Here is an 18,743-nt window from a genome sequence, read left to right on the forward strand (position 1 = left end):
ATAAACGTGGAAGATCGCCATGGCTCAGGAAAGCCCGGCAGTCTGGGTGCCGGGCTCCTGAATGGTTTATTTACTTTTTCCGAAACAGCTTTTCGTGAATCACCGCGGTGTCGGCAAAATAATCGTGGATTCCTTGTTTCTTCGGCGTAAAACCGACAATGAGATAGGTGATATACACGCTGTTGATATAGCGGCCGATAACTTCCCTGAACAGGACCACATCCCAGGTAAGCCCTTTTTCAGGAACAAGTGAAACTACCTTGAGTCCGAATACCATTTTGCCCAATGTCTGTTTGAAAAACTTCGTCATAATGGCAAAATAGGCAAAAAACACGACGGCCGACGTAATCGAATACAGCGAAAAAGTGAAAAGCCCTGTTTCTTTCGGCAAATGAAGCAAACTGAAAACAGGAGATACGAGCAGGCGGTTGATACTGCCGATCACAATCCCGTCAAGCAGAAACGCCCAAAACCTGACCCAAAAACCGGCGTATGCATGCTCCAAAGGCGGGGCCGATTTGGCTTGAGAAACGTCAGCGGGCGCAGATATTTCGTTATGATCCTTTCCATCATAAGTCACATCCATTTTTCGGTCCCCCTCCTATTTAGCGTAAAGATACATCAGTCTCGGCGCGCCGGATTGCGAAATGGCTTCTTTAATATTCAAAAAGTCAGCTTCGCTTTTAAATATTTTGTTCGCGCTCATCGAAAGGAGCGATGAAAGGCCTGTCGATTCTTTGTAGCTGACAACGGACGCCTTAGCCAAATCTTTATGGTCTTTTTTCATTGCTTTTACTGCATCTTCGTAGTAGCCGAGTTCATCGACCAAATGCAGCTTTTTCGCCTGCCGTCCGTCATAAACCCGTCCATCGGCGATTTTTTTCACATCGGCTTTTGATAAATTGCGCCCTTCTGAAATTACGTCAACGAAGCCTTCATAAGAATCGTTGACCATGGACTGCATGATCTCACGCTCTTTCTTCGTCATATCGCGCGTCGGAGACATGATGTCTTTATATTCTCCGCTTTTGATCGTTTCCGTTTTCAATCCAAGCTTTTCGGCAAGCTTGCTGTAATTCATGCCTTCCATAATGACCCCGAGAGAGCCTGTCAGGGTGTCGGGCGCCGCGAAAATCTTATCTGCCGGGGTGGAAATGTAATAGCCTCCGGACGCCGCCATCGAACCCATTGATACGTAAATCGGCTTTTTCGCATCCTTTTTGATTTCTTCGAGTTTCTTATGTATTTCAGCGCTTTCGTATACCCCGCCTCCCGGAGAATTCACGCGTAAAATGATCCCTTTAACCGCAGAATCATCTTTCGCCCTCTCCAGCATTTTTAAAAACGATCTGTGGTTGTATCCGTCAGAACCGAGAAGGCTTGAGCCATCGCCATTGTCTTGAATCGTTCCATCCACTTCCAGGACTGCGATTTTATTTGAACCGCTCCCGTTTTCCAAAACCGTTTCTTCCTGGCCGTCAGTAAGGCCAAACTGCATCTTGCTGTCATCGCTGAAACTTTCAAATACCGTCAAAATCAGGCTCATGATCAAAGAAACGCCGAAAATACCCACTGCGATCACGAGCGCTATCCACCTTTTAGGATTCATTTGTTCTCCTCCTTTTAAAAAAATGTTGCATGTCATAGTACGTATACGAAGAGAAAAAGTTCGATATGATGACGCTTCATATACAACAAACTCCTGAGGACATGGTAAACTAGGGTCACAGGTCATTTTAACACATATGTTAGATGGCAGAGAAATCTAAATTTCACAAACAAAGGGGAGAATGGTTGTGACAGACCGCCGGAACATTTATTTCTTTTACAAACAAAATGCGGAAACAGATGAACAGTGCAATATGCTGAAGCAGCTTGCCAAAGAACACGGATTTCAAGTCGTCGACGATCATCGGCAAGCCAACATTATCGCAAGTATCGGCGGCGATGGTACTTTTTTGCAGGCGGTGCGAAAAACGAATTTCAGGGATGACTGTCTGTATGTAGGGGTAGCCAAAAAGGGGAAGGCTCACCTTTACGCTGATTTTAATATTCATGATACAGATAAAATGATCGAAGCGACAAACTCGGAACAAATCGAAGTCAGAAAATACCCGCTCATCGATGTGACGGTTGACGGGACGAACCGATTTCACTGTCTGAACGAGGTATCCATCCGCTCAAGCATTATTAAAACGTTTGTGATGGATGTATATATTGACGATCTTCACTTTGAAACATTCCGCGGGGACGGAATGATTGTATCCACCCCGACGGGAAGCACGGCTTATAATAAATCTGTCGAAGGAGCGGTTGTCGATCCGTTGCTTCCATGCATACAGGTGACTGAGCTCGCTTCATTAAACAACAACACCTACAGGACGCTCGGTTCGCCGTTTATCCTAAGCGCCGATCGTAAGCTGACGCTTAAAATCGCCCAGGACGGCAACGATTATCCGATCATCGGCCTTGATAACGAAGCATTCAGCACGATGAATGTAAAAAAGGTTGAGGTCAGCCTGTCCGAAAAAGTCATGAAAACCGTCAAGCTGAAAGACAATTCATTCTGGGAAAAAGTAAAGCGTACATTTCTTTAATATTGGAAGCCTTTTCAAGATGAAATAGGCGGGTGCCAAGCACCTGCCTATTTTTGGTTATATCGAAATTTTAACTTCTTCATTCATGCCGGGAAGCACGTTTGAAGAAGGATGATCGATAGAGATCTTAACCTGCACTTTCTCAGTCACTTTTGTATAGTTTCCGCTCGTATTCTCCGGCAACATTGAAAATGCAGAGTTTGTCGCTTTGGCGATGTCCTTCACTTCCCCTTCGAATGTTGTGTCCTGATCACCGTCAACGGTAATATTCACTTTATCCCCTTTTTCAATTTCGTGCAGTTCGGTTTCTTTAATGTTTGCAATAATATACAGATGGTCCATGTCGGCGGTTTGGCCGATGACCTCCCCCGCCTGAACGGATTGATGATTGACGGCGTTGTTTTTAATCAGTTTTCCCTCTGAAAGAGAATCGACGGGAACCGGCTGTTGACCATCGAATACTTCCCCCAAATTTTGACCGCGGGATACATCGTCTCCTTCTTTAGCTTTCCAGCCTTTTAGCGTTCCGGATGCCGGAGCCGTCACATTCGTCATATCAGCATATACTGTTGCTTCATCTGTCGTCACGTAGTTGTGATTTTGATAGTAATAATACCCGCCTCCTGCAAGAAGCGCCAAAATGATGATCACTCCAATCATATTGGTGATGATGAAACGTCCTTTGCTCATTCTAACCCATCTCCTTATGTTGATGTATGTTTGGATCAGGAAGATGAAGCCGTTTCTTTTTTTGAACGAGCGATCTTCCTTTTCCTGTAGCCGCTTTTCCAATTGAAGCAGCCAGCATGATCACGCCAAGCCAGAGCAAAATCGTAAAAAGGTCGTGATAGGCACCGAGGGCGGACGCTTTTTTTGCGTTTGCCGCTACGGTATAAGCCGCCGTATGTTTCGCCTCTCCTAACGGAAGTCCGCTATTCATAAAGCGGTGGATCAATTTGGATAATTCCAGTTGAATTTCCGGATCGGCCCCGCTGACTTGATCCCTGATCGTTTCATAATGGACGGCGTTTTTCATTGATGCAAACCAGCCGAGCACAGGCGCTGCCGCCGCGCCGGCGAAATTCCGAATGAAATGAAGCGAGACCGAACGGTTTGAGGCTTTATGAATATCGCCTGCAAGCGCCGTTCCCAAAGCTCCTGATACCAATACCATGCTGACGCAGCCTCCAAGGCAAGCCGCATGAATATACAGGGTATGCATCGAAACTTCCGGTTCGACCGTTCTCCATGAGAGGCCGACCGCAATCATCGCAAGCGAGCCGATACAGCCGAGCACCCCGGCGCCAAGCCTGTCATAAAGCAATGTGCTGAATACGGCAGTTGTCAAAATGCCGATGAAAAACCAAATATAAAACCATGAGAGGTATGCAAATGAAACATCGGCAATGTTTTGCAGAAAACCGTTGATTCCGGCCAGGGCGACGATCAGTGCAATATGGGAGGCTACTGCCATGATCGTTCCCGAAACCGATTTCGCAGACCATAATGAATGAAATGGCACCAAAGGAAACTCTGCGCGCCAATCGGTTATAAAAAACAGGATGAGTAAAATGAATGCACCAATAAAGAAAGGCCATACATAAACAGATGAAAAGCCTTCTTCCTGCAGGTGAATGAGCGGAAACGCCAGCACCGACATCAGAAGGGTCAGCAAAAATACACCGGTCTTATCAATCGGCTGCTTTTCGCGCTGATCCGGTTTTTGTTTCGGCAGCGTCCAAAACCCGACAGCCAGACAAAGAACCGGAAATATAATATTGATCACATATACCCATCGCCATGCATCATAACTCAGCGATAAAGAGCCGAAAAAAGCACCGACAGCAGATGAACCGAACAAGCCGCTGATCACAAAAAATAAAAACAGATTTCTGATCTTGTTCGGGAATGAAACCAATTTAACAGGCAAAATCGTCAAAAATAACATTCCCGCGCTTAAGCCTTGAATCGTCCTTCCAGCCATAAGGGAAATTAATCCGATTGAGAAAACATCAATAAGCGAACCGCATAAAAAAACGAAGACAAAGGTCAGATAGATGGACCTGATCCCGTACCTTTTTGAAAAAACGCGTCCAAGCGGCACCCCGAGGGCAAAAGCGAGATTTGACAAAATCGAAGGCATCAGCATATCGCGGGACGTCAAATGAAGTCCGTTTTGTATGACGATTTGGTTCAAGGTGTATGAAAGATTGAGAAAGTATTGCGGTCCGATCGAACATATCGTTAATACCGTTATAATTAAATATTTCGGAATGCTGTTTTTAGCATCCCGTTCAGCAGCATCGGAATGATTCATATCCGTTTCCTCCTTTCGCTGCAATATATTTCATGATGCAAGTTGTATAATACAAGTTAATTATACTCTCTTTCTCACATAAATCAATCTTTAAATCAGCAAAAAGACTGCTGACTTTTGGATCAGCAGTCTTTCTTTATTTGCTCCATTTTTTGAAATCCCGGTTCAGCCGGGTTAAATTGGCCTCCAGAACGGTAAGCTCTTCGTCCGGCCATTCTTGGAGAACCTCGGCATACACATCGTAGCGGGCCTTTTGCACCTTATGCAGCTTATCAATTCCTTCCTGAGTCATCTCCACAAGGCTGATCCGGCCGTTTTGCGGATCTGGAAAACGCCTGATCAGTTTTTTCCGCTCAAGGGCCGAAACTTGCCGGCTTGCAGTCGAAAGATTCAGCATCAGCTTGTCGGCCAATGTATTGATCGCAAGAGGACTTTCGCTCTCAAGTTCGCTCAAAAGCAGGTATTCTGAACGATCCATTCCGAACCGCGGACTGTAGGCCGTGGTCAAGCGTACCAGAAGCGCGATTTCCTTCTCGATGTTTCGGAGTGAGTCACGACTCAAAGGAGATCCCCCCTGTCATTAAAAGTTTGCCGTTTAGCGGTTTCCTTTCGTTTTTCGGGCAAGCTCCCGATTTCTTAATTCAAAGCGTTTAATTTTCGCCGAAGGGGTTTTAGGAAGCTGGTCGATGAATTCGATTTCCCGCGGGTATTTGTACGGAGCCGTTAATGCCTTGACATGGTTTTGCAGCTCTTTTACCAGGCTTTCGTCTCCGGAGCAATCCTTTAATACAACGTACGCTTTGACGATGGCTCCTCTGATTTCATCAGGACTTGCGACAACGGCGCATTCTTTTACACGCGAGTGTTTGATCAGCGCATCTTCGACTTCAAAAGGGCCGATCGTATAGCCGGAACTGATGATAATATCATCGTTTCGGCTTTCAAACCAAAAATAGCCTTCTTCGTCTTTCCTCGCTTTATCGCCGGTGATGAAGTAATCCCCTCTTCTTTGAAGAAGCGTCCGCTCAGGGTCATTATAATATTCTTTGAAAAGGGCCGGCGTACTGATATGGACGGCGATATCCCCCGTTTCGCCGGGTTCGCAGATGTCCCCGTCTTCATTTATAATTTCGACGATGTTGCCCGGGGTTGGCTTACCCATGCTGCCCGGTTTGACCTTCATTCCCTTCAGGACGCCGACGAGCAAAGTGTTTTCCGTTTGTCCATAGCCGTCCCGCACTTCAACGTTTACATGCTTTTTAAACGCGTCGATGACTTCCCGGTTTAAAGGTTCGCCCGCCGAAACGGCACTGTGGATAGAAGAAAGATCCCAGCCTGACAGATTATTGACCTTTGCCATAAATCGGTACTCTGTCGGCGTACAGCAAAGCACATTGATCCGATAACGTTCCATTAACGACAAATATGTCTCTGGATCGAATTTTCCGTGGTAGACAAATCCTGTCGCTCCGCTTCCCAGCACAGCCAAAAACGGGCTCCACAGCCATTTTTGCCAACCTGGGCCGGCCGTTGCCCAAACGAGGTCATCTTCTTTGATATCAAGCCAGGCGGAAGCCGTCGTTCTTAAATGGGCATACGCCCAGCCGTGTGTGTGAACAACGCCTTTTGGCTGGCCCGTCGTTCCGGATGTATATGATAAAAACGCGATATCGTCGCGGCTCGTATCTGCCGCTTGAAAGGATGCTCCGTCCCTCGTTTCCATCTCTTTTAGAAGATCCGGCCATCCAGCTTCATTTTCCCCGACAGAGAAAGTATTCAGCTTTTCCTTGGACTGAACTCCCTCTAAAGAATTAATAAACGAAGAATAAATAATGGCGCCTTTCACACCGGCATGCCCGATTCTGTAGTCCAAGTCTTTTGCACGAAGCATCTCAGAACAAGGAATGACAACCATTCCCGCTTTTAGAATCGCCATATATACGGCATAGGTTTCCAAAACGCGCGGCATCATTACGATCAGCTTATCGCCTTTTTGCAAACCGGAGTCGGCGAGAACGCTGGCTATCCTGTTTGTTTTATCGATTCAGCGTCCGATATGTCCAGGAAGCTGTCCTACCTGATTCATCTTCCCAGATTAAAGCCGTCTTATTTGGAAAAGCATTGAATTTTTCAATCTCATCAACCGCATTATACCTCTCTGGAGCAATCAAATCTTCTCTTTTCAACGATTTCCTCTCCTCACATTTGCCATCATTTCATTATAAACAATATTGTGTATTTTCTAAAATGATTTGTCCCATGAAAATACAGTATGTTCGGCAGATATAAAGAGTGTGTACTGCTGACATGTTCTTTTCGCACAATAAAAGAGTGGGGAAAAAACCCCACTCATTATCCATTACTTGTTTAATTTTTAAGTTACTGAGGTGTGCCTCCGCCCATTTGTTGCTGAGCGAAAGAAACTAAACGTTTAGTGATTTCTCCTCCAACTGAACCGTTTGCACGAGAAGTAGTTTCCGCTCCAAGGTTAACACCGAATTCAGAAGCGATTTCGAATTTCATTTGGTCGATAGCTTGAGCAGCTCCTGGAACCAATAGTTGGTTAGAATTGCTTTGTCTGTTGTTTTGAGCCATGTGTTCTCACCTCCTTGTGAGTATAGATTGTGTAGAAACACATGACTTCATGCAAAGAATGTTTGGTAATTGTATGCAAAACAGACGATATCGACCTTAAGGAATGTGCCTTTAAAATAAGTCGGCGAACTTCTCTTTCGCCTCCGTTTTGCCGCTTAAAACGATCGTTTCCGTTTTTTCTACCGCTTCCTGGATGAGAGGCTCGAAGTCTGTATAGCTTTCAAAGTGCTCGATTTTTTCTTTTTTAGGCCGCGTTTTCGGCGCTGACGGAGTAAAGATCGTGCAGCAGTCTTCGTAAGGCCTGATGCTGATGTCGTATGTGCCGAGCTCTTTCGCCTTTTCGATGATTTCGGTTTTGTCCATTCCGATCAGCGGGCGCAAAACCGGCGTATTCGTCACCGCATTGATCGCATACATGCTTTCAAGCGTTTGGCTTGCCACCTGTCCGAGGCTTTCTCCCGTAAAAATGGCGAGGCCGTTGTTTTGTTCGCGTATTTTGTCTGCGATCTGCAGCATCAGCCTTCGGGTTGCCGTCATCGAATAGTTTTCGGGAATTTGCTTTTGAATGTGCTCCTGCGTTTTTGTGAACGGCACGATGTGAAGTTTGATGTCCCCGCCGAACGCCGTCAGCTTTTCGGTAAGGTCGATCACCTTTTGCTTGGCGCGCTCGCTCGTGTACGGCGGACTGAAAAAGTGAATAGCCTCAATTTCAAGGCCGCGCTTCAGCGCATAAAATCCGGCGACAGGGCTGTCAATGCCGCCCGAGATCATCAGCATCGCTTTTCCTCCGCTGCCCACGGGAAGCCCCCCCGCTCCTTTTTCATCGCGGAACGTCAAATAAGTCGCATCTTCCCTGATCTCGATCCGCAAGTGAATGTCAGGCGAGTGAACGTCAACGGTCAGGCCTTCAGTATTCCGCAAAATATGTCCGCCGATTTCGGAATTCATTTCATTGGTGTTTAATTCAAACTGTTTATACGCTCTTTTTGTTGATACTTTGAACGTGTCACCGGCCTTGTATTGCTCTTCTATGGATGCAAGGGCCGTCTCTTTAATGCTCTCCAAGTCTGTCGGACATTTGACGGCGAGGCTGAACGATTGAATGCCGAAAACGTTTTTTAAGCGGGCGGTTACGGCTTCGGCATCCTCGCCGTTTAATGTGAGCGTCATTCTGTCCCTTGTTGCTTCATAACGGATGTTTCTGAAATCTCGCAAAACCATTTTGATGTTTCTTTTCAGACGATCGACAAAAAGGCGTCTGTTTTTTCCTTTTGTTGAAATTTCGCCAAAGCGGATTAACATGTAGTCATATTTCATTTTTTCTCTACCTCATAATTCCTTTTAGTTTGTGTACACTTTCTGTCAGAGCTGTCATAAACGGCTCGACAACCCCTTTGTTTCCCCGGTATGTTAAGCTGATTCTGATGCTGCTTTCGGCCGCCTGCTCCCCTTTTCCCATAGCCATCAGCACCTTGCTCGGCTTATGCTGCTTTGATGAACATGCGGATGTCGTCGATACAAAAATACCCCGTTCCTCGAGCATATGCAAGAGGACTTCAGCTTTAATTCCCGGAACGGAAAAGTTGATGATGTGCGGTGCGCTCGCATCTTCAGGCGTATTTAACATCACGCCTTCCAAACCTTTAAGCTGTTTGATGAAATCCGCTTTTGCCGCTTTCATCTCCTCTATATAATCGAAGTAATCCTTTGCTGATAAGTTGATTGCTTTTGCGAGCGCTACCGCGCCGGCTGTGTTTTCTGTCCCGGCCCTTCTGCTGTTTTGCTGTTCGCCCCCTGAAATTAACGGAAAAAGGGTCATTCCTTCTTTTAGTATGAGAGCTCCGGTCCCTTTTAAGCCGTGGAATTTATGGCCGGATATTGTGCAAAGGTCGATCTTTGCACTGGCGATGTCCAGCGGAACCTTGTGAATCCCTTGAACAAAATCGACGTGAAAGAACGCCCGGCTCGTCCTTTTAACGATGTTCCCAATGTCCCCGACAGGCTGAATGACGCCTGTTTCATTGTTAACATGCATAATGCTGACAAGAATCGTATCTTTCGTGATCGCTTTTTCGAGCTCTTCAAGCGACACGCGTCCCTGACCGTCGACGGGAAGATACGTAATGTCAAAACCGAACGCGGTTTTCAGCTGTTCCAAAGATTCGGAAACAGAAGGATGTTCAATGGAAGAAGTGATAATATGCTTTCCTTTTTGGCCGTGTGCAAGCGCAATGCCTTTCAGCGCCATATTATTGGCTTCTGAAGCGCCTGACGTAAAAACGACGTCATAATTGTTGACAGACAAAGCCGATTTGATTTGTTTTCTTGCTTCAGCCAATAATTGATCGGCTTCCACGCCGTGGTGATGCAGCGAGGATGGATTGCCGAAGAAACGCCGGCTGACTTGTTCATACGTTTGCAACACTTCACGATAAGGTTGAGTTGTCGAACTGTTATCAAGATAAATCATAATCTTCTCCTTTGGAATTGAACGTTCTTTTTCATGACTGTATATGTTATCATATCAACCCGAAATTGAAAATTAAAATAAATGTTTGACTTATCTGATTTTTAAAATATAATAGTTTATGGACTTTTGTCATATTATATCGCAAAAATAATTGACAGAAAATTTTAACAATAACAGGAGGTCTTTTTAATGAAAACTGCCCTATCCGCTAAGGAAACGTTAGCGATCGGTTTGATGCTGTTCGCTCTCTTTTTCGGAGCGGGAAACATGATATTTCCTCCCCTGCTCGGCCAAGCTGCGGGAGAAAACGTATGGCCGGCCATCATCGGTTTTTTGCTGACAGGCGTCGGCCTGCCGCTTCTCGGCGTGATTGCCGTAGCCCTTACCGGCAGTGCAAAAGGGCTGGCGGATAAAGCTCACCCCGTCTTTGGCACCATTTTAATTGTCTGCATTTACTTGACGATCGGACCGCTGTTTGCGATTCCAAGAACGGGAACCGTTTCGTACGTCATTGCCGTTGAACCGTTTTTAGGCAGCCATTCATCAGGGATTTACCTTTTTATTTTTACCCTGATTTTCTTTGGTATCACTTTTTTCCTGGCTTTAAATCCGAGCAAGCTTGTTGACCGCATCGGCAAAATTTTAACACCGATCTTATTGGCAGTCATCGCTATACTCGTAATCAAAGCAATCGTTACGCCGATGGGCAGCATTGGTCCTGTTACGGAAGCATATAAGTCCGCTCCGATCTTCACCGGATTTTTAGAGGGCTATAAAACAATGGACGCCATTGCGTCGATCGTCTTCGCCATCGTCGTTATTTCAGCAGTAAAAGAGCGCGGCGTGACAAATCCAAAATCAATCGCGGCCTCCTGTATCAAAGCCGGGGTTGTGGCTGCAGTTGGACTTGCGCTGGTGTATGTATCACTTGCTTATCTTGGAGCGACAAGCGTTGAGACGGTCGGATCACTCGATAACGGAGGAGCCGTCTTATCTAAGGCTTCCACCTTTTTGTTCGGCTCATTTGGTAATGTCGTCCTCGGGGTTGCCATTTTGTTCGCCTGCCTGACAACGAGCGTCGGACTTGTCTCTTCGTGCGGAGAATATTTTTCAAAGCTGATTCCGGGTCTTTCCTACAAAACCGTTGTAATCATTGTCTCGCTGTTCAGCCTGGTGATCGCGAATTTCGGATTGAATGAAATCATCTCGCTTTCAGTGCCGATTCTTTCAGCGCTTTATCCGCTTGCGATCGTCGTTGTATTCCTTTCGTTTATCGACAAACTGTTTAACGAACGGCGCGAAGTGTATATCGGAGCGCTTTTCGCAACAGGCATTTTCAGCATTATCGACGGCTTGAATGCCGCGAGCATTCCATTAGGAGCGCTAAACAAATTTTTAGGCGCGCACATTCCATTATTCAGCGTCGGAATCGGCTGGCTCATCCCGGCCATTATCGGCGCAGCGATCGGTTACATTTTGACTTTCTTTATCCCTGTTAGTCCGGACCGTTTAAAGAAAGTCAGCTGAAATGATAAGCCCCCCTTCCAAAAAGAAGGGGGGCTTTTTGTGCCTTTTGTGAAAACAAAAGCCGGAATCGTTTTAAACAATGCCGGCTTTTAGCTTTCGGGCTGATCGGCCTGCGATTTCAGGCGATTCACAGAACCCGGAGAGGCTTTTTCCACCGCTCTTGCGGCAATCTCAAACGCTTCATCGTAATCGTATGAATAAAAGCGCCTTTCCGCTTCTTTCAGCTGCTCTGAAAGCATATGGTTCTGGCTTCTGAAGCGATTGCCGTACTGAATGATGCGTTCGGTCATCAACACTTTTTCAACAAGATCCTCCGTCTGCTCTTGCACGTCAGTGACAAGTTTTTCGGCTTCTTTCAGCCGCTCATTGACGGCATCCATGTTTAACGGCAGTACATCAAGCTGTTCATTCACTCTCAAAACGACGGAGCGGGACGCTTGAATCTGTTCCGTCAATGACTGGGGAATGCCCGGAACATTGCTTTTTTCCAGACGTCTTGCCGTATCTTTGACGGTGTGCTTCAACTGTTCAAGAAGCTCTCTTGCCTGAAGCTCTTCCTTTCGCAGCAATTGGAGCATTTCCCTGTATTCATCGTGCTCTTTTTGAGCCGTTTCGATCTGCTTTTCGATGTCCAGCAGCTCTTCCTTTAAGAGGGAGTAAGCGACATGCTTCTGATCAAGCCTTTCCTTCACCTGCTCAAACTGCTTGTTGATCGTTTCAAGCCGCTTTTCGTATGACTGCTGCTTTTCCAGCTCACCCGTCGTCAGCTTGTAGCTTTCTTTTACGAGCTCTGTTTCGGCTTTTGTTTCTTCTTTGCTGGATTCAAGCTTTTCAAGCGTGACAGCCAGCTCCGGCATTTTTCCTAATACGAGCTGTCCAGCTTCGACCTCATGCTCCAAATCGCTATACAGCGTCTGTATCGTCTCATCGATCATTTGTACGATCTGTGATGCTTCTTCAAGATTGAGGTCTGCCATGAGCGCTGCTTCGGCGCGCTTCAGTTCCTTCATAAGGTTTTCCAGTTCTTTGTCGATCTGAATGTGATCAAGCTTGTAGCCTTTGTCGATCATTTCCTGGTAGCCCGCCCTCAGTTTCTGCAGCTCCTGCGGTACGGTCTGCTTGCAGCTGGCAAGCAGCTTCGGCACATCGTCTATGTGTGATTGAAGCTCTTCAAGCAAGCGGTCCTGAGCAAGCAGCACCTTTCTTGCCTCTATGTAGTTTCCGCCTTCGGTTTCGGCCTCGAATCGCTTGATCCCTTCCCATACCTCGTCAAGATCGGCTTCGATTTTCGGGTAAAGGTCACCGTACAAATGGCTGTACGCCAAAAGGTTTTTGCGCACCTTTGTATACCGTTCTTTCACATCTTCAATTTCCTTGCGGTTTTGCTCTTCGCTTGAAACGAGGTCGGCGATTTCCTTTAAAATGTCCTCTATATTGGACTCGGCCGCAGATATTAGGTTTTCGATGTGGGCAAGCACCTGCTTTGACTTTTGAAAGCGGTATTTATCGGCGCAGTCCTCCGCTTCGAACAACAGCTCTTCGACCTTCGGCATGTGCGATGTGACGATTTCATCCCATTCTTTGCGCCATCTTTCAAAGAATTCTTCGGTCTGTCCCGTCATTTTCAAATGCTTGATTTTCGACATTTCCTCCACGATCGAACGGTTGAGGATTTCGATTTTCCATGCTTCTAAACGGTCGATTTCTTTATATATATTTTTTCTGAATAAGTAGCCTGCAGCGAATAAAATCAAAAAAGCCGCTAATAAGCCTATGACAAACTCCATAATGAGCCCCCTTGCTGTTTAACTTGTTCTGTCAGGGTTATGATATTTTGAAAAATTGTTATGTAAAAAAGAAGTAAAGCTATCGTTTTCATTGTTCTTATGATACCATGTAACCAACATTTTTTGAGCAGAATTTTTAATTTTTTTACATCAAAGTGACAACATCTGACTATTTTTTTACGGGGTGACATTATGCTGAAACGAGACGCTCATGTCCACTCTCCTTTTTGCCCTCACGGATCAAAGGATGAATTCAGACAATATATAGAAGAATTATGCAAAAAAGGATTTCATTCCGTTACCTTTACAGAGCATGCCCCCCTGCCGCCTTCTTTCGTTGACCCGACACCCGAGAAGGACAGCGCCATGCCGATGGCGTCACTGGAGCGCTATTTGAAAAGCCTTGCGGCGCTGAAAAAAGAATATGAAGGGCAAATCGATATTTTAATCGGTCTTGAAGTCGACTATATCCGCGCCTTTGAACGCGAAATCCAGTCATTTCTTGATGATTTCGGCCCGGTTCTTGACGACGGCATCCTGTCGGTTCACTTTTTGCCGGCGGGTGAGTCGCATATCTGCCTTGATTATGATGAAGCCGCGTTTCAACAACTGATCAGGCATTATGGAACGATCGAAGAGGTGTATCTCGCATACTATCAGGAAATCTTTTCTTCTATTGTATCATCGCTCGGCGTCTTTAAGCCAAAACGAATCGGTCATATTACATTGGTTAAAAAATTTGTAAAACTTTTTCCATATACCATGTCAGAAAAGGTCCGCCAATTGGCGTCCTCATGTCTGACAGAAGCGGCAGCACGCGGGCTTGAACTCGACTTCAATACGTCAGGCCTCCGCAAACCCCATGCCGGGGACATTTATTTGGAGGAGTGGATGATCGAAGAAGCCAAACAAAAAAACATCCCGCTTGTTTATGGGTCTGATGCCCATCAAGCAAAGGATGCCGGGTTTGGCTATAAGCGTTTTGAACAAATCGCTAAATAGCGGCAATCTGTTCCTGTTTCCTGTCAAACAAGCTGATGATCCATGTTTTGACCTCTTGATAATACGCCCTGTAAAAGTAAGGTTCGTGGGGCTGCAAATACAGCACCTCAGAAATATACTGAGGCTGCAAATAGGGCATCGTCAAAAGCGATTTCAACTGGATCATAAAATGCGAAAGGGGAAAATGAGAAAATTCTCTGTTCTCTTTTCCTTTTTCAATGATCAAATGGAGAATGTATTTTTCTTTTGTTAAATATGTCGACATCACTTCACGAATCAGCGTCGAATCGATCGTTACCTCGCGATAGACGAATCGAGTTAATTGACGGTGTTCATGCTGATACGATAGAATATCAAAAATCAGCTGAAGAAGGCATTCCTTTGCAGTTGTGTCGCGAAGGCGCTCGTATCCTTGTTCAAGGATTCTCAAATATCCTTCATAAAAACGGGATACCAAATGTTCCATTAATCCGCCTTTTCCATTAAAGTAGTAAGAGATGTGGGCCACATTGACATTCGCTGCTTTTGCAATTTCACGGACGGATGTTCCCGAAAACCCTTTTTGGTTGAACAGCTGCACGGCAGATTCGATAATTCTGTCCTTTGTGGTAAAAAATGAGTTTGATCCCATCTTGTTCACCCCTTCTTACAAAAACAATTCCACGCACTCGGAGTTGTTCCTGTAAAAAGTGCTCGACAAATCACATCACGCGAAGCCGCGATTTTGCATTTTCAAATAAAAAGTGAGGGAAATAACATGTTTCATGTCGAAAAAACAGAAGGCAGCAAAGAAAAAAAATACGAGCTCCTGCTTAAACAAGCGGATGCACTGACAGAAGGAGAGCCTGATATGATTGCGAATTTGGCCAACGCCTCAAGCCTCCTTTACCATTCGCTTGAGGACGTCAACTGGGCAGGCTTTTATTTTGCAAAAGACGGAGAGCTCGTGTTAGGACCGTTTCAAGGGCTTCCGGCCTGCGTCAGGATTCCGTTCGGAAAAGGCGTCTGCGGTACGGCATACGCCAACAAACAGGTCGAACGCGTGGAGGATGTCAATGCATTCCCGGGTCATATCGCGTGTGATGCTGCTTCACAATCCGAAATCGTGATTCCGCTTGAAGCAGACGGCGAAGTGATCGGCGTGCTTGACATCGACAGCCCGATTACAAACCGCTTCGACGAAATAGATGAATTATATTTGAAAAAGTTCGCCGAAAAGCTCGGGGAGCGCATCAGTAAAAAGAGCCGGTAATCCCGGCTCTTTTTTAATTGGCTTCAAAAATCATCAGCTTGTTTTTTCCGTTTCGCTTTGCTTCATACAAGGCGATATCGGCTTGTTTGACGAGAGATGTCAGAGATTTCGGATCATCCGCTGACCAGTGCGAAATTCCGCAGGAAATCGTAACCTTCGGATTCGTGTTTTCCCTGACGAGCGCGATCAGGCGGTCAGCCAGCTTTTCCCCGGCGGACATATCGATTTTCGGAACGTACACGGCCAGTTCCTCCCCGCCCCATCTGGCTCCTACATCCTGTTCGCGGATGTTCTGCTGTATCACCCGGGCAACCTGAATAAGGATGGAATCCCCGGTCTGGTGCCCGTACGTATCATTGATCCGCTTAAAATTATCAATGTCAATCAGCAAAAACACCCCTTCCTGATGAGCTTCCATGCTGTATTGTATTTTTTCGTCGAGATAGGCTCTCGAATACAGCTCTGTCAGCTGGTCCGTCTGAACCATATGCTTCAGACGGTCACGGAGCATCGAATTCGTCACGGCAAGAGTGGAATGCCTGATCAGCGTCTGAAAGAGCTTGAACATTTCAAAAGAAAATGAATAGGCGTTTTTCTTCAGAACGATCGCAAATCCCATGCATTCACTGTTTTGGATCATCGGAACGCCCATTAATGACGCATAGCCGTCAGGGCCGAACATCGATGATCCGCTGCCGACAAAAACCCCGTCCCCTTCTGAAATTTTCTCTTTGACATAGCGGATGTACGGATCGGCTGCACCCGTTTGAAAAAAGACGGTGCTCCCAGGCAAGAGCTGCTGTTCCTCTAAATAGCTGTTATAAAAAAAGCCCACTTCATCGGCGCCAAATGACCCGACCAGCCGTTCTGACAAATATTTCATCATTTCCGGAAGCTGCCTTGTCTGATTTAGCTGATGAGACGTTTCATTGATAAGTTCCAGATTGGAGATCATGTTTTTGGCCTGTTCATAAAGCCGCGCGTTTTCGAAGGCTATTCCCGCAGCATTGGCAATCACGCCAATGTCAGCAGCGGCTTTGGCTGCGTTCTCTCCCTCGGTACGCAAAACGCCGTACGTACCTTGCCTGCCTTTCAGCGGAACATAGACGGTAGATCCGTTGATCAGCTTCACCTGCCCCGACAGGTAGGCTTCAAGTGCGAAAGAATCGGCCGATTCACCATTGACGTCGATTTCTTTTGCAGGCAATTGCAAATACTGGTCTTGGTCATAAGACAGAAAAAGGCCGTATGACAAGAAAGGAAACTCTCCTTGTAAGCTTTCAAGCATTGTCTTGAGAACTTTTTCCTGATCCATGAGCTCATGGAACAACGCTGTCTGCTCATAGATCCTCGCTTGGCGGCGCGTTTCTTCCGCAGATGCTTCTGTTTTTAGGCAGTTCTGCAAAAACAAGCGGACGGATTCAGTCAAATCCTCTAAAATTTTATGATTCTTTTGACAAGAAATCTTAATATATTTACTGTTTTCTTCAATTGTTATTATGATATAATATTTATCGATGTCTTTATCAGGTTCGTGCTGTTCTCTCAAGTCATCCGGCTGGGACGAAACCTTCAAGGTTAAGGACATAAACGAAAAAAAAGACTCTGCCGCCCCCTTGAGCCAGGCGACTGACTCACTGTAAGAGGCATCCCGTTTTTTCAATAAAAACTGCAGCAACTCCTGATGAAAAGACAAATATAGGTCTTCCGTTTGTTTATTCATGATTATCACCCGAAAATTTCCACAAAAATCTCATTTTATTTTCCCGATTATATCACAAAACCAGGACTTTATCCTCGTTGCCATCTAGTATTTTCGACTCCCATCACCTATGGTTGACTTTCATCCTTGAACATTATATAATCGACTTTGTGTGAAATATTGCAGCCTTTTTGTTCTGCAACTGTGTTTCATTTTGTTCCTTATACTATATAAGGTGTATCGTGTAACTCTTTGCTGCTGGAGCGAGGATACATGAAAACAAAATGGACATGGCTGAATTGAACAGATGGGTTTTATTTTCACAAAATAAAACCAAAGGAGGAGTCACATTATGGCTCGCTATACAGGTCCAAGCTGGAAACTATCCCGCCGTTTGGGAATCTCTTTAAGCGGTACGGGTAAAGAATTAGAAAAACGTCCTTATGCACCAGGTCCGCACGGTCCGGGACAACGCAAAAAACTATCTGAATATGGTTTGCAATTGCAAGAGAAGCAAAAGCTTCGCCATATGTACGGTGTAAACGAGCGCCAATTCCGCAACCTTTTTGACAAAGCTGCGAAAATGGCCGGTAAACACGGTGAAAACTTCATGGTTCTTCTTGAATCACGTCTTGACAACATCGTGTACCGTCTCGGCTTAGCGCGCACTCGCCGCCAAGCTCGCCAGCTGGTAAACCACGGTCACATCCTTGTTGACGGAAGCCGCGTTGACATTCCGTCTTACCAAGTAAAACCTGGTCAAACCATCTCGCTTCGCGAAAAATCTCAAAACCTTGCAATCGTCAAAGAAGCGGTTGAAGTGAACAACTTCGTTCCTGAATACCTGACTTTCGATGCTGAAAAACTTGAAGGTACGTTCACTCGCCTTCCAGAACGCTCTGAACTTCCTGCTGAGATTAACGAAGCGCTTATCGTTGAGTTCTACTCTCGTTAAGGGAAATGCTCTGCAAAGAGTATTGAAGGAAACCCTAGAATTGTTGATATACCGACGATTCTGGGGTTTTTTATTTTCTCTCTGCTTTATGGTTCTCTCCAATTGATTCGGGGGTTTTGGGAGATAAAATCAAACAAGTAGGCAGACGCATAACGTTAAAACGACCGTCTTATTAGACATCTCAAGCAGATGAACGCGCTTGAAAGATCAAAATGGACAGAGCTGAAAGGAAAGCATATGCGGACTGTCAAATAAACCTCTAGGACGAGATGGTAAACCCCATAAAAGCCGAGGAATATACATACATGCCAGTAACAACATGGATTTTTCTAAGTTTGATGAATTACCCGATTCTTTATCCCAAGATACTTTAGAAAAGTATTTCAATCAAATGATTGAAATGTATGAAAGTACAAAAGACACTGTCAGTAAAATTGAATTATCTGAAGCTATATACCGGCTTTCAGAAAGACAATGGCATACATATAAAATGCTGGACGGCAAAATTAAACATAAAGCGGATATTTGAATCAAAAACA

The 18,743-nt window shown here is 45.5% G+C and carries 17 protein-coding genes and 1 pseudogene; 6 read left to right on the top strand and 12 right to left on the bottom strand.

Annotation, left to right across the window (positions count from 1 at the left end; genetic code table 11):
- Positions 1-70: 70 nt before the first annotated feature.
- Positions 71-586: an RDD family protein gene (locus NSQ39_RS14300; protein ID WP_046130834.1), complete on the bottom strand. Its 516-nt coding sequence runs from the start codon at positions 584-586 to the stop codon at positions 71-73.
- 15 nt (positions 587-601) lie between these two features.
- Positions 602-1,609 (bottom strand): signal peptide peptidase SppA, encoded by a 1,008-nt coding sequence (gene sppA, locus NSQ39_RS14305; protein WP_046130833.1) that lies wholly within the window; start codon positions 1,607-1,609, stop codon positions 602-604.
- A gap of 187 nt (positions 1,610-1,796) precedes the next feature.
- Between sppA and NSQ39_RS14310 the strand changes: the two genes are divergently transcribed.
- Complete coding sequence (locus tag NSQ39_RS14310; RefSeq protein WP_046130832.1) at positions 1,797-2,597, top strand: NAD kinase; 801 nt, start codon at positions 1,797-1,799, stop codon at positions 2,595-2,597.
- 57 nt (positions 2,598-2,654) lie between these two features.
- On the opposite strand, the gene NSQ39_RS14315 is transcribed toward NSQ39_RS14310, so the two are convergent.
- The 7 genes and pseudogenes from NSQ39_RS14315 to NSQ39_RS14345 form a co-directional block, all read right to left on the bottom strand.
- Positions 2,655-3,287 (bottom strand): HlyD family secretion protein, encoded by a 633-nt coding sequence (locus tag NSQ39_RS14315; protein WP_175076812.1) that lies wholly within the window; start codon positions 3,285-3,287, stop codon positions 2,655-2,657.
- A gap of 1 nt (position 3,288) precedes the next feature.
- Positions 3,289-4,914, bottom strand: a complete 1,626-nt coding sequence (locus NSQ39_RS14320; protein WP_175076813.1) for an MFS transporter — start codon at positions 4,912-4,914, stop codon at positions 3,289-3,291.
- A 136-nt stretch (positions 4,915-5,050) separates the two neighbouring features.
- Positions 5,051-5,476 carry a MarR family winged helix-turn-helix transcriptional regulator gene (locus tag NSQ39_RS14325; protein WP_046130830.1) on the bottom strand — a complete coding sequence of 142 codons (426 nt, stop codon included), beginning with the start codon at positions 5,474-5,476 and terminating at the stop codon, positions 5,051-5,053.
- 33 nt (positions 5,477-5,509) lie between these two features.
- Positions 5,510-7,100: pseudogene (gene mbcS / locus NSQ39_RS14330) on the bottom strand (acyl-CoA synthetase MbcS).
- A 193-nt stretch (positions 7,101-7,293) separates the two neighbouring features.
- Positions 7,294-7,509, bottom strand: a complete 216-nt coding sequence (locus NSQ39_RS14335) for an alpha/beta-type small acid-soluble spore protein (RefSeq protein ID WP_006638006.1) — start codon at positions 7,507-7,509, stop codon at positions 7,294-7,296.
- A gap of 111 nt (positions 7,510-7,620) precedes the next feature.
- Positions 7,621-8,826, bottom strand: coding sequence for a tRNA uracil 4-sulfurtransferase ThiI (thiI, locus tag NSQ39_RS14340; RefSeq protein ID WP_175076814.1), 1,206 nt, complete (start codon positions 8,824-8,826; stop codon positions 7,621-7,623).
- A 7-nt stretch (positions 8,827-8,833) separates the two neighbouring features.
- Positions 8,834-9,979, bottom strand: a complete 1,146-nt coding sequence (locus tag NSQ39_RS14345; RefSeq protein ID WP_046130827.1) for a cysteine desulfurase family protein — start codon at positions 9,977-9,979, stop codon at positions 8,834-8,836.
- 189 nt (positions 9,980-10,168) lie between these two features.
- On the opposite strand from NSQ39_RS14345, the gene brnQ reads away from it, so the two are divergent.
- Positions 10,169-11,506, top strand: a complete 1,338-nt coding sequence (gene brnQ / locus NSQ39_RS14350) for a branched-chain amino acid transport system II carrier protein (protein WP_046130826.1) — start codon at positions 10,169-10,171, stop codon at positions 11,504-11,506.
- A gap of 89 nt (positions 11,507-11,595) precedes the next feature.
- On the opposite strand, the gene ezrA is transcribed toward brnQ, so the two are convergent.
- Positions 11,596-13,293: a septation ring formation regulator EzrA gene (gene ezrA / locus NSQ39_RS14355; protein ID WP_046130825.1), complete on the bottom strand. Its 1,698-nt coding sequence runs from the start codon at positions 13,291-13,293 to the stop codon at positions 11,596-11,598.
- Positions 13,294-13,485: 192 nt separating this feature from the next.
- Between ezrA and hisJ the strand changes: the two genes are divergently transcribed.
- A complete protein-coding gene (hisJ, locus tag NSQ39_RS14360; protein ID WP_046130823.1) occupies positions 13,486-14,295 on the top strand; it encodes a histidinol-phosphatase HisJ in 810 nt (269 codons plus the stop codon).
- Here hisJ and refZ read toward each other — a convergent pair.
- Positions 14,288-14,926 (bottom strand): forespore capture DNA-binding protein RefZ, encoded by a 639-nt coding sequence (refZ, locus tag NSQ39_RS14365; protein ID WP_046130822.1) that lies wholly within the window; start codon positions 14,924-14,926, stop codon positions 14,288-14,290. The two genes, hisJ and refZ, sit on opposite strands and share 8 nt — an antisense overlap.
- 126 nt (positions 14,927-15,052) lie before the next feature.
- Here refZ and NSQ39_RS14370 point away from each other — a divergent pair, with 126 nt between their 5' ends.
- Entirely contained in the window at positions 15,053-15,547 is a 495-nt protein-coding gene (locus tag NSQ39_RS14370) for a GAF domain-containing protein (RefSeq protein ID WP_046130821.1), read from the top strand.
- A gap of 13 nt (positions 15,548-15,560) precedes the next feature.
- Here the strand turns inward: NSQ39_RS14370 and NSQ39_RS14375 are convergent, their stop codons facing one another.
- Positions 15,561-17,270 (bottom strand): sensor domain-containing diguanylate cyclase, encoded by a 1,710-nt coding sequence (locus NSQ39_RS14375; protein ID WP_046130820.1) that lies wholly within the window; start codon positions 17,268-17,270, stop codon positions 15,561-15,563.
- A 331-nt stretch (positions 17,271-17,601) separates the two neighbouring features.
- Here NSQ39_RS14375 and rpsD point away from each other — a divergent pair, with 331 nt between their 5' ends.
- Both rpsD and NSQ39_RS14385 read left to right on the top strand, forming a co-directional pair.
- Positions 17,602-18,204 (top strand): 30S ribosomal protein S4, encoded by a 603-nt coding sequence (rpsD, locus tag NSQ39_RS14380; RefSeq protein WP_046130819.1) that lies wholly within the window; start codon positions 17,602-17,604, stop codon positions 18,202-18,204.
- Positions 18,205-18,523: 319 nt separating this feature from the next.
- Complete coding sequence (locus NSQ39_RS14385; protein ID WP_175076816.1) at positions 18,524-18,733, top strand: hypothetical protein; 210 nt, start codon at positions 18,524-18,526, stop codon at positions 18,731-18,733.
- Positions 18,734-18,743 lie beyond the last annotated feature (10 nt).

The organism is Bacillus sp. FSL W8-0848 (assembly GCF_038007805.1).
Taxonomy (GTDB): domain Bacteria; phylum Bacillota; class Bacilli; order Bacillales; family Bacillaceae; genus Bacillus; species Bacillus glycinifermentans.

Bases quoted from the DNA above. Each gene is read 5' to 3' on its own strand.
- NSQ39_RS14300 (WP_046130834.1), bottom strand. From the start codon at position 586: ATGGATGTGACTTATGATGGAAAGGATCATAACGAAATATCTGCGCCC.
- sppA (WP_046130833.1), bottom strand. From the start codon at position 1,609: ATGAATCCTAAAAGGTGGATAGCGCTCGTGATCGCAGTGGGTATTTTC.
- NSQ39_RS14315 (WP_175076812.1), bottom strand. From the start codon at position 3,287: ATGAGCAAAGGACGTTTCATCATCACCAATATGATTGGAGTGATCATC.
- NSQ39_RS14320 (WP_175076813.1), bottom strand. From the start codon at position 4,914: ATGAATCATTCCGATGCTGCTGAACGGGATGCTAAAAACAGCATTCCG.
- NSQ39_RS14335 (WP_006638006.1), bottom strand. From the start codon at position 7,509: ATGGCTCAAAACAACAGACAAAGCAATTCTAACCAACTATTGGTTCCA.
- thiI (WP_175076814.1), bottom strand. From the start codon at position 8,826: ATGAAATATGACTACATGTTAATCCGCTTTGGCGAAATTTCAACAAAA.
- NSQ39_RS14345 (WP_046130827.1), bottom strand. From the start codon at position 9,979: ATGATTTATCTTGATAACAGTTCGACAACTCAACCTTATCGTGAAGTG.
- brnQ (WP_046130826.1), top strand. From the start codon at position 10,169: ATGAAAACTGCCCTATCCGCTAAGGAAACGTTAGCGATCGGTTTGATG.
- ezrA (WP_046130825.1), bottom strand. From the start codon at position 13,293: ATGGAGTTTGTCATAGGCTTATTAGCGGCTTTTTTGATTTTATTCGCT.
- hisJ (WP_046130823.1), top strand. From the start codon at position 13,486: ATGCTGAAACGAGACGCTCATGTCCACTCTCCTTTTTGCCCTCACGGA.
- refZ (WP_046130822.1), bottom strand. From the start codon at position 14,926: ATGGGATCAAACTCATTTTTTACCACAAAGGACAGAATTATCGAATCT.
- NSQ39_RS14370 (WP_046130821.1), top strand. From the start codon at position 15,053: ATGTTTCATGTCGAAAAAACAGAAGGCAGCAAAGAAAAAAAATACGAG.
- NSQ39_RS14375 (WP_046130820.1), bottom strand. From the start codon at position 17,270: ATGAATAAACAAACGGAAGACCTATATTTGTCTTTTCATCAGGAGTTG.
- rpsD (WP_046130819.1), top strand. From the start codon at position 17,602: ATGGCTCGCTATACAGGTCCAAGCTGGAAACTATCCCGCCGTTTGGGA.
- NSQ39_RS14385 (WP_175076816.1), top strand. From the start codon at position 18,524: ATGGATTTTTCTAAGTTTGATGAATTACCCGATTCTTTATCCCAAGAT.